Source organism: Halomonas profundus, from assembly GCF_020865425.1.
Lineage (GTDB): Bacteria > Pseudomonadota > Gammaproteobacteria > Pseudomonadales > Halomonadaceae > Vreelandella > Vreelandella titanicae.
Genome location: NZ_CP086344.1, coordinates 1,570,066 through 1,592,596 on the forward strand (window position 1 = coordinate 1,570,066; position 22,531 = coordinate 1,592,596).

A 22,531-nucleotide genomic window follows, 5' to 3' on the forward strand; every position below is an offset into this window, starting at 1 on the left:
CTATGCTTTACGTAGCAATTAATAGCTGGTCATAGTAGTTAATAGCTGGCCATAGCTATTTAGGCGTTCTAGACACGACGTCTTAACGAAGCGTTAAGGCCGAAGAGAGGTAGTGCTATGCCTGAACCCGCTCGTCTTTCAGCGTCAACCCCTTCGGTTGATCCGGCTCTGCAGCCGCGGCTTGTCTTGACCGATTTAGATGGCTCACTGCTCGACCATCACAGTTATGACTTCAGCCCTGCTGCTCCCTGGCTTGCCCGCTTAAAGCAAATGGGGGTGCCGGTGGTTCCGGTGACCAGTAAAACCCATGCCGAACTGATACCGCTGCGCGAAGCGCTGGGCCTCACGGCAACCCCATTTATTGCTGAAAATGGTGCGGTTATTGGTCTCCCCCCTGGCTGGTGTCATGCACGCTTAGACCGTCCAGGCAGTGGCCGTGATGGTGTTGTTATCAAACATCCTGGTGTGGATATTGGCTTTATACGTGCCCGATTAAAGGTGTGGCGTGAACGCTTGGATATTCGCTTTACCCGCATGGGAGAGATGAGCGTAGCTGAGGTGATGGAGCTTACCGAGCTCGACGCAGTTCGCGCCCGGGATGCTCGGCAGCGGGAAGGTAGCGAACCGTTGTTGTGGGAAGACTCGGCCGCGGCCCTTGAGACGTTTCGCGCCGCTTTAGAGGGGGATGGCTTACAGCTTACTCAAGGTGGACGCTTTTGGCATGTAATGGGGCGCTCCGCCGATAAGGGCAATGCCGTCGAGTGGCTGGTTAAACGCTTCACGGCATTAAGAGGGCGAATGCCTCTTTCATTGGGTTTGGGAGATGGGCCAAACGATATCACCATGCTCGAAGCAGTGGATCAAGCGGTCGTGATACGAGGTTGTCACGACTTAGCCGTAGAACCCCGCAATGCTTCGCTCTATCGCACGTATGCCACAGGGCCAACCGGCTGGGCTGAGGGAGTGGCCTACTGGTGGGGGCGAGATGACCGCCGTTTAGCGACGGCGGAAAAGGGCGATGCCGCTGTCCTCTGAGTACAGTTCTTTGACCCCAGTTCTATGAATCCAGGGAGGTAAGTGAATGAGTGACTTTCATCAAAACGGAATTATTACCGACTTTCACAACCTTACCCGGCGCTCGGTGGAGGCGCTTGAACAAGAGCTGTGCCAGTTTGCTCGACGACGTCCAATGGGGCTGATTCTACCGTCGCTGTTTTCGGAGCTGGAAGGGCCAGCGCTGTCGGCGATCGTCGATGAGCTGGTTAAAGTCCCTTATCTCAACGAGATTGTCATTGGTCTGGATAGAGCCGATCGCGAGCAATTTTTATATGCTCGGGAGTTTTTCTCACGCCTGCCGCAACACACGCGCATCTTATGGAACGATGGCCCACGGCTGCGCGCCCTGGATGCGGAGCTGGAAGAGCACGGTTTAGGCGCTTTAGAGCCTGGGAAAGGGCGCAATGTATGGTATTGCGCAGGCTATATGCTGTCGTCAGGGCGCTCGACGGTGGTAGGGCTTCACGACTGCGATATTTTGACCTATGAGCGTGGGCTGCTTGCGCGCTTGATGTATCCGGTGGCGCACCCCAATTTCAATTACAGCTTCTGCAAAGGTTATTACCCCCGTATTGCCGAGGGTAAACTGAATGGGCGCGTCTCACGGCTGTTAGTCACACCGCTGCTGCGGGCGCTTAAAACTGTCTGTGGGCCGATGCCCTACCTTGATTACCTGGATAGCTTTCGCTACCCACTGTCAGGTGAGTTTGCGATGCGCAGCGAAGTGCTTGAGGGGATTCGTATGCCTGCGGATTGGGGGCTGGAAATTGGCGTTTTGTCGGAGTTACAACGCAACTACTCCCTGCGCCAGCTCTGCCAGGTAGATATTGCCGATGCCTACGACCACAAGCATCAGCCGGTTAGCGAAGATGATCCTGATAGCGGCTTAAACCGCATGAGCCTGGATATTTCAAAAGCGCTCTATCGCAAACTAGCCACCCAGGGGGTTACCTTTAGCAGCGAAGACTTCCGCACGCTTAAAGCTACCTACTACCGCTTTGCGCTGGATTTGATCGAAGCCTACGACCACGATGCGACGATGAACGGCCTAAGCCTTGATCGCCACAGCGAAGAGCAGGCCGTGGAGCTGTTTGCCAGTAACCTGCTCGAAGCGGGCAATCTTTTTATGGATAACCCACGTGAGCGACCCTTTATCCCCAGCTGGAACCGTGTTCAGGCCGCGGTGCCAGATCTGCTCACGCGTATGCACGAAGCGGTAGAGCTGGATAACCAAGGTAAGGTTTAGCGCCTATTCATATGTCATTGCAAGGAGCCTACTCATATGTCATTGCGAGGAGCGCAGCGACGCGGCAATCTCGGTCTGCGGTGGCAGGTAACCCCGAGATTGCTTCACTGCGTTCCCAATGACAACACCGAGATCGCCACGCTTCGCTCGCGATGACACCCATTTGTCATTGCAAGGAGCCTACTCATATGTCATTGCGAGGAGCTCAGCGACGCGGCAATCTCGATCTGCGATGGCAGGTAACCCCGAGATTGCTTCACTGCGCTCGCAATGACAAGACATCAAAAATCGCTGTGCTGGAGGGCTGCACGCGGAGCCGATGACGAGGCGGGTAAATTTGCTTGTGCATGTCCCGTGCTCTGGTTAATGCGGAAGTGGGCAACCAGTTGACGCAGCTGAGCACTGAGCTGTGCGAGCGTTTGGGTGGCGTGGTTACTCTCTTGCACCAGGCCGGCATTTTGCTGGGTCATTTGATCCATCTGCGTTACCGCCTGATTGACCTGCTCAATGCCGCTGCTCTGCTCAATGGTGGCTGCAGAGATTTCCTGAACCAGTGTACTGAGCTGTTTAATGTCATCGACCATGCCATTGATCTCATCGCCGGTGTCATGCACTTGACGGCTGCCTTCCACCACTTTGCTATCCGACGCTTCGATCAGCGTTTTGATCTCTTGGGCGGCAGCAGCCGAACGGCTGGCTAGTTGGCGAACTTCATTGGCGACAACGGCAAAACCGCGCCCCTGCTCGCCGGCTCGGGCGGCTTCCACCGAGGCGTTAAGAGCCAAAATATTGGTTTGGAAGGCGATGCCGTCAATGGTGTTAACGATGCTGCTCATTTGGGTGGCGCTTTCGTTAATCGTCGCCATGGTGGAGATCACCGTGGACATTGAGTCACTGCCGCGTTGAGCGCTGTCAGCGGTGCGTGTGGCAAGTGTTCGCGCGTGATCCGCATGTTCGGCATTTTGTTTAACCGTGGCGGTAAGCTGCTCCATGCTGGAGGCCGTTTCGGCCAACGACGCTGCCTGCTCTTCGGTGCGTGTGGAAAGCTCTTCATTAACACCCACAATCTGCTCTACGCCACTGTTAACCTGGTTTGCGCCGTGGTGAATATCGCCAATGGTATTGGCCAGGGTTTCACGCATCCGGTTGATATCAAATAGTAAGCTCTGCTGATCCTTCGGCGAAAGCTGAGTGGTTTGGGTCAAATCTCCATCAGCAATATGGCGTACTACGCTAGCTGCATAGCGTGGGTCGCCCCCCAGCCTGCGAGCAACATCACGAATGACCCAGCCCATTAGCAGCGTTACAGGAAGGCCTATAATCAGCAGTACCATTACCGAGTAAATTAAACGTGTAATAAAAGCTTCGTTTATATCATCTACATAAACACCCGTGGCCAGCGACCACTGCCATTCGGGAAGATAGGCCACGTAACTGATTTTCGGTACCTGCTCATCACCAGTAATACGACGGGAGTAGTAGTCAACGTGCCCACCGCCAGCTTGAGCTGCTTCTCGAAAAGCAGCGTAAAGATCCATGCCGCTGGCATCCTGGTAAGCGCTCATGTCTTCACCGCGGGGGCGCTTGGGGTGGGAAACGATCTTTAGGTCATCATCGAAGGAGAAGATATATTCTCCACCGCCAAAACTGACGCTAGACATATTGTCGATGGCACGCTGTTGGGCTTCTTCAAGGCTGAGCTCTCCAGCAACTACCCGCTCTTGTAGCGCTTCAATTTGGCTCTGTACGCTTTCCACCACGTATTGAATACTGTCTCGGCGTTCACTCTCAATCGTCTGGCGATTCTCCCAGGCCAACCAGCCTACCAGCAGTAGCATGGCAACCCAGATAATACCCAGCGTTCCCCAGAGTTTTTGCGTCGTCGTTAAGCGAGTCATTTTTTTCCTAGCCGATGTAAGTAAGCAACGTTGTTCCCTATCGGCCTAAGGCACCAATACCTTAGCAAAATTTAAAGTAAATGCTGCCGCGGCAATTTCGCTTGCCGAGGCAGCATATTCTGAGATGTGTTTCACATCGCTCGCAATGACACCCAGTTGATCATTGTGAGGAGCCTACTCATATGTCATTGCGAGGAGCGCAGCGACGAGGCAATCTCGATCTGCGGTGGCAGGTAACCCCGAGATTGCTTCACTACGTTCGCAATGACAGGTGAAGGATTTCAATAATATCACCTACGTCATTGCGAGGAGCGCAGCGACGCGGCAATCTCGATTTGCGGTGGCAGGTAACCCTGAGATTGCTTCACTGCGCTCGCAATGACAGGTGAAGGATTTCAATGATATCACCTACGTCATTGCGAGGAGCGCAGCGACGCGGCAATCTCGATCTGCGGTGGCAGGTAGCCCCGAGATTGCTTCACTACGTTCGCAATGGCAGGTGAAGGATTTCAATGATATCTCCTACGTCATTGCGAGGAGCGCAGCGACGCGGCAATCTCGATCTGCGGTGGCAGGTAACCCTGAGATTGCTTCACTGCGCTCGCAATGACAGGTGAAGGATTTCAATGATATCACCTACGTCATTGCGAGGAGCGCAGCGACGCGGCAATCTCGATCTGCGGTGGCAGGTAACCCTGAGATTGCTGCACTGCGCTCGCAATGACAAAACATCAAAAATCGCTATGCTGATGAGCGGTCTGCGGGGCGGGTGAGGAGGCGGGTAAGCTTGCCTGTGTATGCTCCGTGCTCTGGTGAATGCGGAAGTGGGCAACCAGTTGGCGCAGTTGGGCGCTGAGCTGGGCCAGGGCTTGAGTCGCGTGAGTGCTTTCTTGCACCAAGCTGGCATTTTGCTGGGTCATTTGATCCATTTGCGTTACCGCTTGGTTGACCTGCTCAATGCCGCTGCTCTGTTCAATGGTAGCCGCAGAAATTTCCTGAACCAGCGTACTGAGCTGTTTGATATCATCGACCATGCTGTTAATCACATCACCGGTGTCGCGTACCTGGCGGCTGCCTTCAACTACTTTGCTGTCCGACGCTTCGATCAGCGTTTTAATCTCCTGTGCCGCAGCAGCTGAGCGGCTGGCAAGTTGACGAACCTCATTGGCGACAACCGCAAAACCGCGCCCTTGATCACCTGCTCGGGCGGCTTCAACTGACGCGTTCAGTGCCAAAATATTGGTTTGGAAAGCGATACCGTCAATGGTGTTAACGATGCTGCTCATCTGTGTGGCGCTTTCGTTAATCGTCGCCATAGTGGTCGTGACGGACGACATCGAGTCGCTGCCGCGCTGAGCGCTATCGGCCGCTCTGGTGGCAAGCTTACGCGCATGGTCAGCGTGTTCAGCATTTTGCTTAACAGTCGCGGTGAGCTGTTCCATACTGGAAGCGGTTTCAGCTAGTGATGCTGCCTGCTCTTCGGTGCGGGTCGAAAGCTCTTCGTTTACGCCCACGATCTGCTCTACGCCACTGTTGACCTGGCTTGCGCCGTGGTGGATGTCACCAATCGTCTCGGCAAGAGCTTCACGCATCCGGTTGATATTAAAAAGTAAGCTCTGTTGATCCTTCGGCGAAAGCCGTGTGACCTGGGTCAGGTCGCCGTCGGCAATATGACGTACTACGTTGGCTGCATAGCGTGGGTCTCCACCTAAACGACGAGAAACATCACGAATAACCCATCCCATCAGCAGCGTTACCGGCAGGCCAATGATCAGTAGTATCACGATCGAGCGAATCAAACCGGCAATAAAGGCGGCATTAATATCATCGACATAAACGCCGGTCGCCAGTGACCAGTCCCATTCGGGAAGGTGTGCTACATAACTGGTTTTCGGCAGCTGCTCGTCGCCACCCGCGCGGGTAGAATAGTAATTGACGTGACCACCACCTGCTTGCGCGACACGCAGCAACTCGGGGTACAGCGCCATCCCGCTGGCGTCTTCATAATTGGTCATGTCAGTGCCGGGTGTGCGGCTAGGATGCGATATAATCAGTAAGTCATCGTTGAATGAAAAGATATACTCGCCCGCCCCAAAGCTAACGCTAGACATATTATCGATCGCACGCTGCTGCGCTTCTTCCAGGCTAAGTTCACCGGAGGCTACCCGTTCTTGCAGGGCTTCAATTTGGTTTTGCACGCTTTCCACTACGTATTGAATGCTATCGCGGCGTTCGCTCTCAATCGTCTGGCGGTTCTCCCAGGCAAGCCAGCCAACCAATAGCAGCATGGCAACCCAGATAATACCCAGCGTTCCCCAGAGTTTTTGTGTCGTTGTTAAGTGAGTCATGTTCTTCCTAATTTTTGTAATTGAGTAACTCCTTCATTATCGGCCTAAATGGAGCAGACCTTAGCAAAAATAGTCTTGAACACTCTTTTGGGATATATAGCACTCTTATATTCTAAAATAATCTAAATATAGAACTTAAAATGCACTATGCTGTCTTTATAGCATGAGATTGAGATCACCACCCCTATGGGAGGCAACGATGCAACGCCCAATCGTTACGCACTTTTTTGATGAGCCTACGAACACCTTTAGCTATGTCGTCCAAGACCCTGATAGCCGTGCCTGCGCAATTATAGATTCGGTACTCGATTTTGATTATGCCGCTGGGCGAACCGACGTGCGATCTGCTAACACCATCATCGCTTTTATTCGCGAACACGATCTCGATGTAGTCTGGATTTTGGAGACCCATGTACATGCAGACCATCTCTCGGCGGCGCCCTACCTGCATGAGCAGTTAGGCGGTAAAACCGGCATTGGTGCCAACATAGTGAAGGTGCAGGAGATATTCGGTAAGGCATTCAATGCGGGCAGTGAGTTTGCCTGGGATGGCAGCCAGTTTGATGCGCTGTTTGAAGAAGGGGATACGTTCGCCGTTGGCCAATTACAGGGCCAGGTGCTGCATACCCCAGGACATACTCCCGCTTGTTTAACCTACGTAATAGGCGATGCCGCCTTTGTAGGCGATACGCTATTTATGCCGGATTATGGCACCGCGCGGTGCGACTTTCCCGGTGGAGATGCGCGCACTCTTTATCACTCTATTCAAAAAGTATTGGCGCTTCCCGAGCAGACACGATTGTTTTTATGCCACGACTATAAAGCCCCTGGCCGCGATACCTTTCAGCATGAAACCAGCGTTGCTGAGCAGGTAAATGAAAATGTTCATGTACATAAAGGTATCAGCGAAGACGAGTTTGTGAAGATGCGCACTGAGCGTGACGCCACCTTAGGCATGCCACGGCTCATTATTCCTTCGGTGCAGGTCAATATGCGTGCGGGGGAGCTGCCTCCGGCGGAAGAGAACGGCACTGTCTATCTCAAAGTGCCGCTTAATTTTTTCTAACGGTTTAAGTGCGAGCTGAGGAGTGATCAGTGGATTGGACAGCAGGCTTACAAGGGCTGGTTGGGGGTGTATTAATTGGGCTTTCCGCTACCTGGCTGATGGCAACGCTGGGGCGTATCGCCGGTATCAGTGGCATCGTGGGTAACTTGATAACCCAGCGCCCCAAGGGCGATAGCGCTTGGCGAGTGGCTTTTCTGTTAGGGCTGATTAGCGGCCCGCTTCTGCTTATGGCGTTAGGTGGTGGTTTGGGCAACGTTGCCGGAAGCCCTGGTGAGGTGATTGGCGCGCCGGTGGGAGGCGTAGGGTTAATGCTGGTGGCTGGGCTGTTAGTGGGCGTAGGCACGGGGCTGGGCAGTGGCTGTACCAGCGGCCATGGGGTATGCGGGCTGGCGCGCTTGGCACCACGCTCCATGGCGGCCACCGGTATGTTTTTGCTGACGGCGCTAGTGACCGTTTATATCTCGCGCCACATGCTAGGCCTAGGCGGTGGAGTATGAGTCAGTCAAACAAGAGTCATTGGATGAAAACAGCGGCAGGCTATGCGGCGGGGCTACTTTTCGGTATCGGCTTAGCTGTTTCAGGCATGACCGACCCCGCGCGAGTTGTGGGGTTTCTAGACGTAGCGGGCGCCTGGGATCCAACGCTGATGTTCGTATTGGGCGGGGCTGTCGTCACCACCTTTATCGGCTATCGGCTGGTATTCAAGCGTACTGCACCACTATTGGGTGGCGTCTTTCAGTTACCGGCCAAACGGGAGTTAGACGCAAAGTTGTTAGGGGGCGCGGCTCTGTTTGGCATTGGCTGGGGGCTTTCCGGCTACTGCCCAGGGCCAGCGATAGCCTCCATCGGCGGTCTTTCCTTACCGCTATTGGCCATGCTGGTGACCATGGTGTTGGGTTGGTTTTTTGCGAGGCGTTTTGCTGCTAAGCGTCTCGCCTAGCCATTCGTCCTTATTCGGCGATTGCCATGCCCGCGCCCTTGCCATCAAAGCAAGGGCGTTTTTATTTGTCTTAACGCTGGGTTAATGCCCGTCTGCCATGCTGATGGGTAATAAATGGGAAACCGCTATGCACGTCTTGTTGATTGAAGATGACCCGCTGGTTGCTTCGGGTATTCGCGCTGGATTAATGACCTTCGACTTTGTGGTCGATCACGTCTCCACGGGGAGCGCTGCCCGTCAGGCGATGCGAACTGTGGTCAGTGATGTGGTCATTCTTGATCGCGGATTGCCCGATGGCGATGGTCTTCAATTGCTGGCCGAGTGGCGCGAGCAGGGCAATGACGTTCCCGTGCTGGTGTTAACCGCTAGGGATGCGGTGCGTGACCGAGTGGATGGACTGCAGGGCGGCGCCGACGACTATCTGGTGAAACCTTTCGATTTAGATGAGTTGGTAGCGCGTTTGCACGCCTTGTTACGCCGAGTAGCAGGGCGCAGCAGCGGCCTGATTGCCCATGGCGCACTCTGCTTAGATCCAACGGCTAGGGAGGTCTACGTCGATGAACAGCTGATTATGCTGTCTCGCCGGGAGCTGGTGCTGCTTGAAACCTTCCTGCAATCGCCACGCAGCGTCCTGTCAGCCGACCAACTCAAAGATAGCCTTTACGGTATGAACGACGATGTTGAGAGCAATGCGCTGAATGTGCATATCCACCATCTGCGTCGCAAGCTGGGGAGCGGCGTGATTGAAACAGTGCGCGGGCTTGGCCATCGGTTGGGCAAACCCGAGGCGGTACATGTGGCTGGTACGCCCTACAAGGGGCAGCTATGAGTTTACGCGCGCGCTTGCTGCTGACTCTGGGATTAACGCTGGCACTGCTCTGGGGTGTGGCGGCGGCGTGGCTGATGCGCGACCTGGAAGAGAAGTTTGTGGAAACCCTGGATCAGCGCTTAGCGCAGTCGGCAAGAATGGTGGCCGGGTTAGTCCTGCAGCTGCCGTTTGACGTATGGGAGGATGCCGAGCATCCAGTGCTGTCTATTCCGCCCATTGAGGGGCTGGCCTGCCAAGTGCACTCGCCCCAAGGCGAAATCATGGCGCGCACCCATGCCGACATGGACGCTATTCTCGCCCCGGGAGAGGGCGGCCACACTTATCGCCAGGCAGGCGACGTGACCTGGCGGGTATTTACCTACGAGCGCGGTGGCATTGTGATTACCACCGCTGATCGTATGGATGAGCGCGATATGCTGCTTAGCGGCGTTATACGCATGACCGTGGTGCCCTTTATCGTAGCGCTGGTGGGCAGCATGTTTGCGCTTTGGCTGGGGGTTTGGCGTGGCTTAGCACCGCTAACACGGCTGCGCGAATCGCTGGCCAATCGCCACCCCGATGCGCTGGCTCCGGTCGCCACCTACGGCCTACCCAAAGAGATACGGCCACTGATTGAAACCCTTAATGCGCTCTTGGCGCGCGTACAGCAAACCATTATCCGTGAGCAGCGCTTTACCAACGATGCCGCCCACGAACTGCGCACACCGCTTACTGCGATCAAAACCCACCTGCAAGTGGCTCGCCGGGTCGAAGGTCAGGCCGCAATAACATCGCTCAACTATGCTGAAGAGGGCGTGGTGCGGTTGAGCTCAACCCTTGACCAACTGCTCACGCTGGCTCGCGTAGAGGGGCGTGTGCGCTTTGATGATGGTGAGGCTAGTCGCGTCGCAGATGTAGCCGAACACGCCCTGGCGGATAGCCAGCACAACAAATCAGCCCGCTTTGTAGTGTCGCCCCATTGGCCCGATGTCGCCCTTGCGATGCCCCGCGAATTGGCTATCACCGCGCTGCGTAATTTGCTCAATAACGCTATTAACCATGGGCCCGCCGATGCCCCCGTTAACTTTGATGCGCAGTGGGAGCCAGGGGAGCGCCATCTTACCTTTAGCGTTAGCGACCAAGGCCCAGGTGTTGATGGCGCGACGCTTGAACAATTAACTCAACGATTCTGGCGCGCCAGTAAACAGCAAGGCAGTGGACTGGGGTTAGCCATTGTGGCTGCTATCGCCGAACGTTTTGGTGGCGAAGTGACGTTTGTCAGCCCTGCTGGAGGTGGTTTTACCGCCCGTCTGGTGGTGCCAGTGGCGGGTAGCTAACAACGATAACGCAAGGGAGAAACCGAGATGAATAAAAAATACTTAAGCAGGTTTGGCCTGCTGATAGGGATTAGCTTAGTCACTGGAGGCGCGCTGGCGCAGCAGGGTGACGCGGAGCGAGGCCAGGCTGCAGCGGCTACCTGCACAGCCTGTCATCAGGCCGATGGCAGCGGTATGAATGTGCCCAATGGTGAGTCATGGCCGCGCTTAGCGGGGCTGAATGCGGACTATATCGCTAAGCAGTTGCACGACTTTAAAGCCGGGCAGCGTCAAAATGCGACCATGATGACGTTTGCCAATATGCTCGACGATCAGCAAATAGCCGATGTTGCCGAATACTATAGCCAAATGCCGGTAACGCCGGGGCAAGGCGGCGATGAGGCCGACGAAGCGCTGCTGGCGCGGGGTCAACAGCTTGCCGAACGCGGCGATTGGAACGCCTACATTGTTTCCTGCCAAAGCTGCCACGGGCCCGGTGGTACGGGCGTTGGCAGCACCTTCCCAGGTGTCGCCAGCCAGCATGCTGGCTATATCAGCGCTCAGTTGAGGGCGTGGAAAAACGAGACACGCATCAACGACCCACAGAATCTCATGGGGGCCATTGCCAAACGCATGAGCGATAACGACATTCAGGCGGTGTCTGCCTGGTATGCCACGCAACCCGGTTCAGAAGAACAGGAGACAGCACAATGACCATCTGTCGTCGCTCCCTCGTCATAACCCTGACCGGCTGCTCGCTGGCGTTCGGTACCGTTTATACAGCCACGGTTTTTGCCCAGCCAGAAGAGCGTCCAGACGCTGCGCTGAATATGCTGGTACACGAGCCCCCCACCATGGAAGACCTTGAGAATTCCGAACTTCATCCGGAGCTGAAGAAAGTCATCCGCTATGGGCATGATCTATTCACCAATACGCAGCAGTTGCGTGGTGAGAACGTGTTCAATGATATGAACTGCTCTAGCTGTCATTTGGGCGAAGGGCGGGTGCCGTTCAGTGCGCCAGTGTGGGCCGCGGCTATCACGCTGCCGGATTTTCGTGGTAAGAATCAGCATGTGAATAACCTGGAAGAACGTATCGCAGGTTGCTTTGCTTATTCCATGAATGGCGTGCCACCGGAGTATGGCAGCGATGAAATGCTGGCGCTGAGCGCCTACCATCAATGGCTGGCCACCGGTGCGCCGATGTATCCAGACAAACCGATCTATGGGCGTGGCTTCCCCGCACCGGATGAGCCAGCTGAAGAGCCCGACTATGCTAGGGGCGAAGCGGCTTACCAGGAAAACTGTTCGATTTGCCACCAAAAGGATGGATCGGGCCACTATGAAAACGGCGAATACGTATTTCCAGCCCCTTGGGGCGACGGCTCTAATAATTGGGGTGCGGGAATCGCGCGAGTAGAAACCATGGCGGGCTTCATTTACCAAAATATGCCGCTTGGTCAGCCGCGGTCGCTCAGCGATCAAGACGCCTGGGATATTGCTTACTATATAAACAGCCAAGAGCGCCCCCAGGACCCCCGCTACACGGGCGATGTCGCCGAGACAGCCGAGCGCTTCGGCCCGACCTTTCATAACCGTTCACTGTATGGGCAAACCCGTGAACACGACGGCCATGTACTCGGTGATCACGACAACTTCGGGGAGAAGGGCGACCTTAAACCCTGGAACGTCGGGATGCCGAGGTTTGAAAACCTTTCCGAGGAGTAATACCGTCACGAAATGTGATTATGAGGAACTTTCATTTTTTGTCATTGAGAGGAGTCCTCTTTATGTCATTGCGAGGAACTTGCGACGAAGCAATCTTTGGCGGCGGTGGCAGATTAACCCCGAGATTGCTGCACTACGTTCGCAATGACAGGTGAAGGATTTCAATGACATCACCTACGTCATTGCGAGGAGCGTAGCGACGCGGCAATCTTTGGCGGTGGCAGATTAACCCCGAGATTGCTTCACTACGTTCGCAATGACAGGTAGCGGATTTCAATGACAGGGAGGGCCCACAATGAAAGAGAGGCTCACGATAATAAGGGGTGTGGCACTCAGAATGATATTAGTATGGGGCAAGCTCAACCCAATCAGGATTAAGGGAGTCAATTAGAGCATTTTTACGTTGACGTGAACCCGCTTTAAGCTGTTTTTCGCGCCTGATGGCATCTTCTATACTATTTGACTCCTCTAGCCATACAAGTTTGTGGCAACGGTACTTTTTGGTGAATCCTGGCATTAAACCTTGGCGGTGTTCATAAAGCCTGCGCTCCAAGTTGTTTGTAACTCCTATGTAAAGAACGCGGTGAGTGCGGTTAGTCAGCATATAAACATAATAAAGATTGTTTGTTGTCGACATGAACCGACCTTTCGGTGATGGATTTTTATTAATCTAACTTCATTTTATTAGCAATGGTAGGGGCGCATCATTGCAGTCAGTATCCTTATTTTGACTATGAAAAGTGAAACGACCTTAGCTTGCAGTGGTAGATTAACCTAGAGATTGCTTCGCTTGCGCTCGCAATGACAGGGGGCGGGCTCACAATGTCGGGTTGCTCGCAATAACAAATTAGATGCTATTGCGAGTAGCCCTATTCATGTCATTGCGAGGAGCGCAGCGACGCGGCAATCTTTGGCGGCGGTGGCAGATTAACCCCGAGATTGCTTCACTACGTTCGCAATGACAGGTAGCGGATTTCAATGACATCACCTACGTCATTGCGAGGAGCGAAGCGACGCGGCAATCTTTGGCGGCGGTGGCAGATTAACCTCGAGATTGCTTCACTACGTTCGCAATGACAGGTAGAGGATTTCAATGACATCACCTACGTCATTGGGAGGAGCGCAGCGACGAAGCAATCTTTGGCGGCGGGGGCAGATTAACCCCGAGATTGCTTCACTACGTTCGCAATGACAGGTAGAGGATTTCAATGACATCACCTACGTCATTGCGAGGAGCGCAGCGACGCGGCAATCTTTGGCGGCGGTGGCAGATTAACCCCCGAGATTGCTTCACTACGTTCGCAATGACAGGCGAAGGATTTCAATGACATCACCTACGTCATTGCGAGGAGCGTAGCGACGCGGCAATCTTTGGCAGTGGCAGATTAACCCCGAGATTGCTTCACTACGTTCGCAATGACAGGTGAAGGATTTCAATGACATCACCTACGTCATTGCGAGGAGCGCAGCGACGCGGCAATCTTTGGCAGTGGCAGATTAACCCCGAGATTGCTGCACTACGTTCGCAATGACAGGTGAAGGATTTCAATGACATCACCTAAGTCATTGCGAGGAGCGCAGCGACGCGGCAATCTCAGCTAGCGGTGGCAGGATAAGTTCATCAAGGTGTTTCACTGCCCATCATCTCGATCAGCCGCTCATCACTGGGCATACCCTGAATACGGTCAAGACGCACGGCCCTGTTCTCTGTTTCACGCTGAAAAACGGAAGTGGGGGTTGCATATAGGCCCAGCTCTTCGAACAACTGGTTATTGGCGTACACCTGCTCTTCAATTTCTCTCGGTTGGGCACTAGCTTCGATTTCCTGCTGGCCGCTTTCATGGGCATGCAGTGTCGCCGCTGGATCGTCGGCGCCGAGAATAGCGGCTGCTTTTCCAGGGCTGTCGGGTGCTAAGATACCTACCATGATATGGCGTAGCTGCACCTCACCTGCTTCCACCCAGGGGCGAACGTCTTGCCACATTTGACGGCAGTAGGGGCAGTTGGCATCCGTGAAGGTGTAAATCACCCGGGGGGCATCCACATTGCCGTCCTGTACCCAGTGGCTTTCGCTTAATAGCTGCCATGTTTGTGCCTCTAGCGGTGCACGTACATGCTCATCCAGTTGCGCTTCGGTAAGGTCATTCCCCTCATTATCCATTAGTGTACCCACCACGGCGTGCTCGCCATCCGGCGTCAGGTAAATCGCCATGTCCTGGCCCTGCACGCTGGCGCCGTAGCCGCGCAACCCTCCGGGGGCATCGAATTGACCATGAATTTCCAAGCCTTGGTCGGCAAGTGCCTGAATAGGGGCGGGTAGCTCATCGGCATAGCTCGCAGAGGTGCCGACCAATCCTGCCAGCAGGAGAAAACCACTTATGCCAGCGTGACGTTTTAAGTGCATTGCAGCGCCTTGTTTGAATAAGAGTGAGAGGCTAGAGATTTAATAACCGCCGCCTTAGTGCTGGCAATCCCTAAAATAATGCCGTGTTGCGATTATCGCAGCACAACATTATTTAGGGATTATGCGCTTTATAACTGGGGCAATATGTCGCAACTTACGGTTTTTGAAGTTTACGGTTTTTGAAACTTTAGATTTCTCAATGGTATTAACGAAATGGTGTTAACTATCCGCTACCAGCCAACGCACCGCGTAAGGCGGCAGCGAACCTTCGGCGCTCCAGGGGTTAGCAGGATCCAGCGCTTGCCAGGCGTGTTTTTCAAGTGCCTGGGTAACTGCCTCACCCATATTCTCTAAAGGAAGCGGTAGGTCGGTGACGTTATACAGCGCTAGCAGCCGGCGACCATCGTGGAGCGGGCCGCGCTCTACTGCCAATAGTTCCGGTGCTGAGACCACAACCCGTTGAGCGGCATTGGGGTGAAAGCAGGGCTCCTTGCGGCGCTGGTCTAATAGCCGGTTTAAGGCGTGGAAAACATCGTGAGTGGGCGTCGACGGGCTATCGAGTAGGAGGTCAAGCTCGCTACGCTGCCAGCGCCGGCGGTTGATCGAACGTAGCCGCCCACTGCGCTCAACGCCTTCCACGTCATTGAGTGTGCCAGTTAGGGTGTGAATATACAGCGCGGGGATACCTTGCAAACTCAGCATAATTGCTTGGCTGCATAGAAAACGCGCTACCTGCCACGGGTCGGGGCCGCGGCGGGTGCCGCGCATGGCTTCAAACCAGGTGATATTGATCTCATAGGGCGTATCGCTTCCATCGGGGTTGCTACGCATGCTGACAAAGCCTCCGAAACGGTGCATCAGCTCCAGCAGCGCATCCCGCTCGTGATCGGGCAATAAACCTTCCAAGGGGCGAACGCCAATGCCGTCGTGGCTGGCCGTAAAGTTGAGGTAGGTGCATTGGTCGGGCAGTACCGGAAGGCTGGCAAGCCAGGTCTGTAAGGTGCTCGCTTCGCCCCGGGTGAGGGTGTGCAATAGCAGCGGGGGGAGGGCAAACTGATACACCATATGGGCTTCGTCGGGGTCCCCCGCTGGCAACCGATCCAAGCCAAAATAACTGATATTTTCCTGGTGGGGCACATTGGTTTCGGTGATTAACAGGGTACCTGGGGCCACGTGATCCACAATCGCTCGTAGCAGCCGCACCACAGTGTGGGTTTCCGGCAGGTGAATGCAGGCAGTACCCAGCCGCTTCCACAGAAAGGCCACCGCATCCAAACGTACAATCCGCGTTCCTTGCTCCAGGTAGAACAGCAAAATACCCACGAACTCCAGCAGCACATCCGGATTTTCAAAGTTCAGGTCAAGCTGGTCTTCGGAGAACGTCGCCCACAGGTAGCGGGTGCCACGCCGGGTGGAAATGGGCACCAGCAGCGGGCTGCTGCGTGGGCGCACCACCTGGGAGACATCGGTCTCTGGATCGACTTCGATAAAGTAGTCGCGGCCGGGCAGGCTGCCGCTCAGGTAATCCACAAACCAGAGAGACTCCCGTGAGACGTGATTGAGCACCAGGTCGGCCATTAAGTCGTAATGGCTGGCGAGTTCGCGGATGTGCGACCAATCACCAAGATCGGGGTTCACTTCCCGGTAGTGGATCACCGAAAAGCCGTCGTCGCTGCTCCAGGGAAAGAAGGGCAGTACATGTACACCGCTGATGCGATCGCCCAACCGCGCTTGAAGAAAATCGCTAAGCACTGCCAACGGCGGCACACCATCTTCAATAATCGAGTCACCGTAGCTGATCACCCACTGATCTTTTTCGCTCCAAGAGGGTGCATTTTTAGTGCTGGTTCTACCGGAGCTGGATGAAAATGGGGCAAGCGACTGAAAATGCGCTAGACGCTGGTTTAAACGGCGCTGCACTTCCCCCGCCCTGGGGCCATAAAGGTGGCTGAGGTAGTCGTTAACGGTCTGCTCAAAGGGGGGCATGGGTAGCTCCTGATAAACAATCTGCCACAAACGCTGCAGCTTGTGTGCCAAATCGTTACAATACGAGGTTGATACCGCGTTTAAACGCTAAGATACATTAGCTTGTGGCAGTTACTACTGCTAAAACGCTATTAATAGCACACACATTGACAGGTTATAACACGCTAACTCGTGCGGTACGCCGACACGAGCTGACAACAGGTTGACCGCCATGCATTGCCCTTTTTGTGGTGCAAACGATACTCGAGTGACTGATTCGCGCCTGGTAGCGGATGGTGATCAGGTACGCCGTCGACGCCAGTGTGCGAGCTGCCAAGAGCGCTTTACCACCTACGAAACCGCAGAATTGGTAATGCCGCGGGTGGTGAAGTCCGACGGCTCCCGCGAGAGCTTTAATGAAGCCAAACTGCGGGCAGGTATGTTGCGTGCGCTGGAAAAGCGTCCGGTCAGTGCAGAAGCCATTGAAGCGGCGGTAGAGCGCATCCGCCAAACCTTACGTGCCCGGGGCGATCGCGAAATCAACGCCCGTGATATTGGCGAGTCGGTCATGCAAGCGCTTAAAACCCTCGATCACGTAGCCTATATCCGCTTTGCTTCGGTATATCGCAAGTTCCAGGATCTGGATGAATTTCGCGCTGAGATTGACCGGCTGTCCCAAGAGCCCTCTTCCCGACTGGGCCATGGCAGCGAGTCGTCAAAATGAGTGCTGTCTTTAGCCAAGCCGACCACCGCTATATGGCGCGGGCGCTGCAACTGGCGCAAAAAGGCTTATACACCACGGATCCCAACCCGCGGGTCGGCTGTGTGATTGTGCGTGACGAGCAGATTGTCGGTGAAGGCTTTCACCTGTGTGCCGGTGAACCCCACGCCGAAATTCACGCGTTGAATGATGCTGGTGAGCAAGCCCTGGGCGCGACCGCGTACGTCACCCTGGAGCCTTGTTCCCACACCGGCCGCACTGGCCCCTGCGCGGTGGCGCTCCAGGAAGCGAAGGTGTCGCGGGTAGTGGTTGCCATGGTGGATCCGAACCCGCAGGTGAGTGGCCGCGGTATTCGTCTGCTTGAAGAGGCGGGTGTTGAGGTGGCGGTGGGGTTATTAGAGAGTGACGCGCGCGCTCTGAATCCCGGCTTTATTGCTCGCATGACCCAGCAGCGTCCCTTTGTGCGCCTGAAAATGGCGATGAGTCTAGATGGTCGTACCGCCATGGGGTCGGGGGAGTCTCAGTGGATCACCGGGCCTGAAGCACGCACCCAGGTGCAGCGGCTACGGGCACGCTCCAGCGCGATATTAAGCGGCGTTGAGTCGCTCATTATGGACGACTCTCGGCTGACGTTACGAGCAGAGCAGTTACAGCTGAACAACGCAGACCAAGTGGTTCACCGCCAGCCCCTGCGGGTGATTTTAGATACCCACTTGCGCCTACCTCTGGCGGCAGCCTGTTTAAGCGAGCCTGGGCGTACGCTAGTGATCACCACATCAGACCACTTGGAAGAGAAGCGGGAACGGTTAACTCAGGCGGGCGCTGAAGTACAGGTGTTGCCCGCCGGTAGCGATGGCCGTATCGATTTAGTGGCAATGCTGCAGTGGTTAGCCGAAAATGAACAGGTTAATGAACTGCTGGTGGAAACCGGAGCGACATTGGCGGGCGCTATGCTCGATGCGGCGTTGGTCGATGAGCTACAGCTGTTTGTTGCCCCCACACTGTTAGGCGGCGAAGCGCGGCCCCTTTTTGCGTTGCCAGGGCTCTCACGTATGGCCGATCAGCGGCGGTTAACCATTCACGATATGCGAGCAGTAGGGCGCGATTGGCGCATTATTGCATCCCCTCTAGCGACTAGCGCATCTGGCGAATTTTGCGAGAGCAAGGTACCCTGACGCGCAAAATCGTGACTCACTCTCGCGACACTCTTTCTCGATAACCTATCCTGACAAGCTATCGTGACAACACTTATTGGAGATTCCATGGCGCACCCCTCCTCTAGAGGCTTAGCCCCTATCGCCGAGCTGGTGGACGATATCCGCCAGGGCAAAATGGTGATTCTCATGGACGATGAGGATCGCGAAAATGAAGGTGATATCATCATGGCCGCCGAAAAAGTGCAGGCCGAGCATATCAACTTTATGGCCCGTTTCGCCCGCGGCTTGATCTGCATGCCGATGACTCGCGCCCGCTGTGAGCAGCTTAATCTGCCGCTAATGGTGCGTGATAACGGTTCCGGTTTTGGCACCAAGTTTACTCTCTCCATTGAGGCAACCGAAGGCGTCACGACGGGTATTTCAGCTGCAGATCGTGCGCGTACCGTGCAAGCCGCGGTGGCACCCAATGCAAAGCCCTCTGATATCGTTCAGCCAGGCCATATCTTTCCGCTGATGGCCGAGCCGGGCGGCGTGCTGCGCCGTGCCGGGCATACGGAAGCTTCGTGTGATTTGGCGGCACTGGCGGGCTGTGACCCTAGCGGTGTAATCTGCGAGATTATGAATGATGATGGCAGCATGGCGCGCCGCCCCGAGCTTGAAGCCTTCGCCCAGGAGCACGGTATTAAGATCGGTACCATCGCGGATCTGATTCACTACCGTATCGTTAACGAACAGACCATCGATCATCTGGAAGCGTCAACGGTCATGACCTCCCATGGCGAGCTTGAGCTGCACGTGTTCCGTGATCGTATCCAGGGCGCTCACCATTTGGCGTTGGTGAACGGTCAGCCCACGCCGGAACAGGCCACCACGGTGCGCGTGCATCTGACTGATACGCTGCGCGATGTAATGGGCTTGATGAAAGACGAACAGTGCCGCTGGGATGCCCATCGTGCGCTGGAAGAGATTGCCGGAGCCGCGCCAGGTGTGTTTGTGTTGATTGACGACGGCCGCCCGCACCAGGATTTGAAAGACCAGCTGGATATCTTTTTGGATCGCGTGCGCCAGCCGCGTACCAGCGACTCCGACGGTGCCGGTAACTACTTGACCATCGGCACCGGTTCTCAGATTCTGCGCTATTTAGGCGTGGGTAAAATGCGATTACTTAGTTCACCGTGGAAGTTTTCGGCGCTGTCCGGCTTTGACCTCGAAGTCGTAGAGCGTCTGGGCCCTAATGACACGGCGTATGAACCAACTTCTCAGCAGAACTAATTCAGCAGGAATAAATTGATGCACTCCCTCACTCAAGTTGAAGGTACGTTTGTTGATGTCGATGGCCGCTATGTCATCGTGGTCGGCCGTTTTAACCATCACGTGGTCGATAGCCTGGTGGAAGGCGCCGTCGACAGCTTGACCCGTCACGGTGTCGACGCCGAGCATATCCACATTGTTCACGTGCCGGGCGCCTGGGAACTCCCGCTGGCGGTGAAGCGCGTGTTGAAGGTAATGAAACCCGACGCAGTGATTGCCCTGGGCGCGGTCATTCGCGGTGGCACACCGCATTTTGAATACGTGGCGGGCGGCTGTAATACGGCGATTAATCACTTACAGCTTGAGTTTGATACCCCGGTGGCTAATGGTGTGTTAACCGTTGAAACCATTGAGCAAGCGATTGAGCGTGCAGGCACCAAGGCCGGTAACAAAGGCACCGAAGCTGCCATGGCCGCGATGGAAATGGTCTCTCTGCTCCGTGCGCTACCGTCAGGAGATACCCAATGAGCGAGCGTAAACCCTCTGCCGCTCAGCAGGGCCGCCACGCGGCGCGGGAATTAACGGTGCAGGGGCTTTATCAATGGCACATGACGGGTAAATCCATTACTACCATTGAAGCCGAGTTTCGTAGCCAGGTCGCCGACGATGACCTGGAAGATCACGAAAATTGGGTCAAGGTGATGGAGATCGCCGACAAGGCACTGTTTCACGAGTTACTCCATAATACCGTGCGGTTTAAAGCGGAACTGGATCGTGAAATCTCTCCCCTGCTAGACCGCCGCTTAGAAGATCTCGATGCGGTAGAGTTGGCCATCCTACGGTTGGGCGCTTACGAGCTTTCCCGCCGCATGGAAGTACCTTATCGTGTCGTCATTAACGAAGGCGTTGAGCTGGCTAAGTCATTTGGCGCCACCGATGGCCATAAATACGTGAACGGCATTCTCGACAAGCTGGCTATTCGCTTGCGCAGTGCCGAGGTCAGCGCTCGTCGTCTCTGAACGCGAGCGGTATGACAATGCGTTTAAGGGGCCTTTGTGCTTGCCGAATTTGATTTGATTCGACGCTACTTTATGTCGTCGCAGGAGGCGTCGGCTGCGTCAAATGGCGTCACACTGGGATGTGGAGACGACGCCACGCTGCTGTTGCCGCAAGCAGGCCAACAGTTGGTCGTGAGCGTTGATACCTCGGTGGTGGATGTACACTTTCCCCGCGAAGCATCAGCATTTGCGGTGGGTCACCGTGCCTTGGCCGTTGCGCTGAGCGATCTGGCCGCCATGGGGGCGACTTCGCGTTGGTGTTTGATGGCGTTAACCCTTGATCAGCGCCAATTTACCAATGATGAAGCCACCCATGCTTGGCTTACAGACTATGCGCGAGGCTTTCATACGCTTTGTCAGCAGCACGCCACCACGCTGGTGGGGGGCGATGTCACTTCCGGTGCGCTTTCCATAGGCGTTACTGTGATGGGTGAACTCCCGGTGGGCGAAGCCTTGACCCGTAGTGGTGCCCAGGCGGGAGATCTGATCGCTGTCACCGGTGCACTAGGTGGTGGGGCAGGCGGGCTGGCGCTTTGGCAGCGGGGCGAGCGTGATGTAGCGCATCCGCTGCTAAGTCGCTATCTATTGCCGCAGCCGCGCTTAGCCGCGGGCCTGGCGCTACGTGGTCTAGCCACCGCTGCACTGGATATCTCCGATGGGCTACTGGCCGATTTGGCGCATATTCGCGACGCCTCGCAGGTCGGAGCCGTCATCGCGTTAGACGCCTTACCACTGGCGGACGGACTGGAAAGCTCCCTAGGTCGGGAAGCTGCACTAAAGGCGGCACTTTCAGGCGGGGATGATTACGAACTGCTTGTTACCCTCGGCGCTGACGACGTCGCAGAGGCGCAACAGCGTTTAGCGCCATTGGGTCTAGCGCTGACCGTCATTGGCCACTGTAGTGAAGCGTTAGGCGTTACTGCCTCTGGCCAGAGTGAACTGAGTCGTTATGTCAGCGGCTATGCCGGCTGGCAGCATTTTAGTGGGGAAGCGCCATGAATCATGCACCGAAAAGTGTCTGGCGTCGCCCAACACATTTTTTTGCCTTCGGCTTGGGTAGCGGCGCTGTGCCTTGGGCGCCGGGTACCTTTGGCACGCTAGCGGCCATTCCGTTCTACTGGATGATGGCGGAACTGCCCCTGGGGTGGTACCTGAGTATTTGTTTTGTTGCCTTTATTGTCGGCGTTTGGCTATGTGATAAAACGTCCCACGATTTAGGGGTACACGATCACTCGGGTATCGTGTGGGACGAGTTTGTGGGTTACTGGCTAACCATGGCGGCGGTGCCTTTTTCGTGGGAGGCTGCGCTATGGGGATTTGTGGTATTTCGCATCTTCGATGTCTTTAAGCCCTGGCCGATTCGCTGGGCTGACCGCCGCGTGGCGGGCGGCTTTGGTATTATGATCGATGACGTGATGGCAGGGGCCTACGCCTGGAGTACTATGCACCTGTGGTTCTGGCTACACTAAACTTGGTAAGTGGTAAGTGGTAAGTGGTAAGTGGTAAGTGGTAAGTGGTAAGTGGTAAGTGGTAAGTGGTAAGTGGTAAATAGAGATCAGGAGCGGTTGAT

21 protein-coding genes are annotated in these 22,531 nt (G+C 55.3%); 16 read left to right on the top strand and 5 right to left on the bottom strand.

Annotated features, from left to right (window positions below; genetic code table 11):
• The first annotated feature begins 117 nt into the window (after positions 1–117).
• Positions 118–1,035 carry an HAD-IIB family hydrolase gene (locus LMS44_RS07085; protein ID WP_159176477.1) on the top strand — a complete coding sequence of 306 codons (918 nt, stop codon included), beginning with the start codon at positions 118–120 and terminating at the stop codon, positions 1,033–1,035.
• A gap of 46 nt (positions 1,036–1,081) precedes the next feature.
• Positions 1,082–2,302, top strand: coding sequence for a glycosyltransferase family protein (locus LMS44_RS07090; protein ID WP_009288458.1), 1,221 nt, complete (start codon positions 1,082–1,084; stop codon positions 2,300–2,302).
• Between the two features lie 281 nt (positions 2,303–2,583).
• On the opposite strand, the gene LMS44_RS07095 is transcribed toward LMS44_RS07090, so the two are convergent.
• Positions 2,584–4,200 (bottom strand): methyl-accepting chemotaxis protein, encoded by a 1,617-nt coding sequence (locus LMS44_RS07095; RefSeq protein WP_009288459.1) that lies wholly within the window; start codon positions 4,198–4,200, stop codon positions 2,584–2,586.
• Positions 4,201–4,931: 731 nt separating this feature from the next.
• Positions 4,932–6,548: a methyl-accepting chemotaxis protein Htc2 gene (htc2, locus tag LMS44_RS07100; protein ID WP_022519604.1), complete on the bottom strand. Its 1,617-nt coding sequence runs from the start codon at positions 6,546–6,548 to the stop codon at positions 4,932–4,934.
• A 199-nt stretch (positions 6,549–6,747) separates the two neighbouring features.
• Here htc2 and LMS44_RS07105 point away from each other — a divergent pair, with 199 nt between their 5' ends.
• The 7 genes from LMS44_RS07105 to LMS44_RS07135 all read left to right on the top strand — a co-directional run bounded on the left by LMS44_RS07105 (position 6,748) and on the right by LMS44_RS07135 (position 12,405).
• The gene (locus LMS44_RS07105) at positions 6,748–7,614 is read left to right on the top strand and encodes an MBL fold metallo-hydrolase (RefSeq protein WP_498947164.1); all 867 of its coding nucleotides are present in this window, start codon (positions 6,748–6,750) and stop codon (positions 7,612–7,614) included.
• Positions 7,615–7,643: 29 nt separating this feature from the next.
• Entirely contained in the window at positions 7,644–8,111 is a 468-nt protein-coding gene (locus LMS44_RS07110; RefSeq protein ID WP_041157907.1) for a YeeE/YedE family protein, read from the top strand.
• A gap of 23 nt (positions 8,112–8,134) precedes the next feature.
• Positions 8,135–8,554, top strand: coding sequence for a DUF6691 family protein (locus tag LMS44_RS07115; protein ID WP_089690616.1), 420 nt, complete (start codon positions 8,135–8,137; stop codon positions 8,552–8,554).
• A gap of 127 nt (positions 8,555–8,681) precedes the next feature.
• A complete protein-coding gene (locus LMS44_RS07120; protein WP_498947165.1) occupies positions 8,682–9,383 on the top strand; it encodes a response regulator transcription factor family protein in 702 nt (233 codons plus the stop codon).
• Positions 9,380–10,699, top strand: a complete 1,320-nt coding sequence (locus LMS44_RS07125) for a sensor histidine kinase family protein (RefSeq protein ID WP_498947166.1) — start codon at positions 9,380–9,382, stop codon at positions 10,697–10,699. The genes LMS44_RS07120 and LMS44_RS07125 overlap by 4 nt, the downstream gene beginning before the upstream one ends.
• A 27-nt stretch (positions 10,700–10,726) precedes the next feature.
• On the top strand, positions 10,727–11,392 hold the full coding sequence (locus LMS44_RS07130) for a c-type cytochrome (RefSeq protein ID WP_027959595.1): 666 nt from the start codon (positions 10,727–10,729) through the stop codon (positions 11,390–11,392).
• The gene (locus tag LMS44_RS07135; protein ID WP_201304204.1) at positions 11,389–12,405 is read left to right on the top strand and encodes a c-type cytochrome; all 1,017 of its coding nucleotides are present in this window, start codon (positions 11,389–11,391) and stop codon (positions 12,403–12,405) included. The genes LMS44_RS07130 and LMS44_RS07135 overlap by 4 nt, the downstream gene beginning before the upstream one ends.
• Positions 12,406–12,748: 343 nt before the next feature.
• Here LMS44_RS07135 and LMS44_RS07140 read toward each other — a convergent pair whose 3' ends face one another.
• The 3 genes from LMS44_RS07140 to LMS44_RS07150 all read right to left on the bottom strand — a co-directional run bounded on the left by LMS44_RS07140 (position 12,749) and on the right by LMS44_RS07150 (position 16,795).
• Positions 12,749–13,042: a GIY-YIG nuclease family protein gene (locus LMS44_RS07140; RefSeq protein ID WP_022519796.1), complete on the bottom strand. Its 294-nt coding sequence runs from the start codon at positions 13,040–13,042 to the stop codon at positions 12,749–12,751.
• 984 nt (positions 13,043–14,026) lie between these two features.
• The gene (gene dsbG, locus LMS44_RS07145) at positions 14,027–14,809 is read right to left on the bottom strand and encodes a thiol:disulfide interchange protein DsbG (protein ID WP_498947167.1); all 783 of its coding nucleotides are present in this window, start codon (positions 14,807–14,809) and stop codon (positions 14,027–14,029) included.
• Positions 14,810–15,028: 219 nt separating this feature from the next.
• Positions 15,029–16,795: a sugar phosphorylase gene (locus LMS44_RS07150; RefSeq protein WP_159176485.1), complete on the bottom strand. Its 1,767-nt coding sequence runs from the start codon at positions 16,793–16,795 to the stop codon at positions 15,029–15,031.
• A 211-nt stretch (positions 16,796–17,006) separates the two neighbouring features.
• On the opposite strand from LMS44_RS07150, the gene nrdR reads away from it, so the two are divergent.
• The 7 genes from nrdR (at position 17,007) to LMS44_RS07185 (ending at position 22,430) form a co-directional block, all read left to right on the top strand.
• On the top strand, positions 17,007–17,498 hold the full coding sequence (gene nrdR / locus LMS44_RS07155) for a transcriptional regulator NrdR (RefSeq protein WP_022519727.1): 492 nt from the start codon (positions 17,007–17,009) through the stop codon (positions 17,496–17,498).
• Positions 17,495–18,670, top strand: a complete 1,176-nt coding sequence (gene ribD / locus LMS44_RS07160) for a bifunctional diaminohydroxyphosphoribosylaminopyrimidine deaminase/5-amino-6-(5-phosphoribosylamino)uracil reductase RibD (RefSeq protein WP_022519726.1) — start codon at positions 17,495–17,497, stop codon at positions 18,668–18,670. The genes nrdR and ribD overlap by 4 nt, the downstream gene beginning before the upstream one ends.
• A gap of 87 nt (positions 18,671–18,757) precedes the next feature.
• Entirely contained in the window at positions 18,758–19,924 is a 1,167-nt protein-coding gene (gene ribBA / locus LMS44_RS07165; RefSeq protein ID WP_022519725.1) for a bifunctional 3,4-dihydroxy-2-butanone-4-phosphate synthase/GTP cyclohydrolase II, read from the top strand.
• An 18-nt stretch (positions 19,925–19,942) separates the two neighbouring features.
• Positions 19,943–20,431 (top strand): 6,7-dimethyl-8-ribityllumazine synthase, encoded by a 489-nt coding sequence (gene ribH / locus LMS44_RS07170; protein ID WP_007114490.1) that lies wholly within the window; start codon positions 19,943–19,945, stop codon positions 20,429–20,431.
• Entirely contained in the window at positions 20,428–20,922 is a 495-nt protein-coding gene (nusB, locus tag LMS44_RS07175) for a transcription antitermination factor NusB (protein WP_007114491.1), read from the top strand. The genes ribH and nusB overlap by 4 nt, the downstream gene beginning before the upstream one ends.
• A gap of 36 nt (positions 20,923–20,958) precedes the next feature.
• Positions 20,959–21,960, top strand: a complete 1,002-nt coding sequence (gene thiL / locus LMS44_RS07180; protein WP_490204128.1) for a thiamine-phosphate kinase — start codon at positions 20,959–20,961, stop codon at positions 21,958–21,960.
• On the top strand, positions 21,957–22,430 hold the full coding sequence (locus tag LMS44_RS07185) for a phosphatidylglycerophosphatase A family protein (protein WP_009288468.1): 474 nt from the start codon (positions 21,957–21,959) through the stop codon (positions 22,428–22,430). The genes thiL and LMS44_RS07185 overlap by 4 nt, the downstream gene beginning before the upstream one ends.
• The last annotated feature ends 101 nt before the right edge of the window (positions 22,431–22,531 follow it).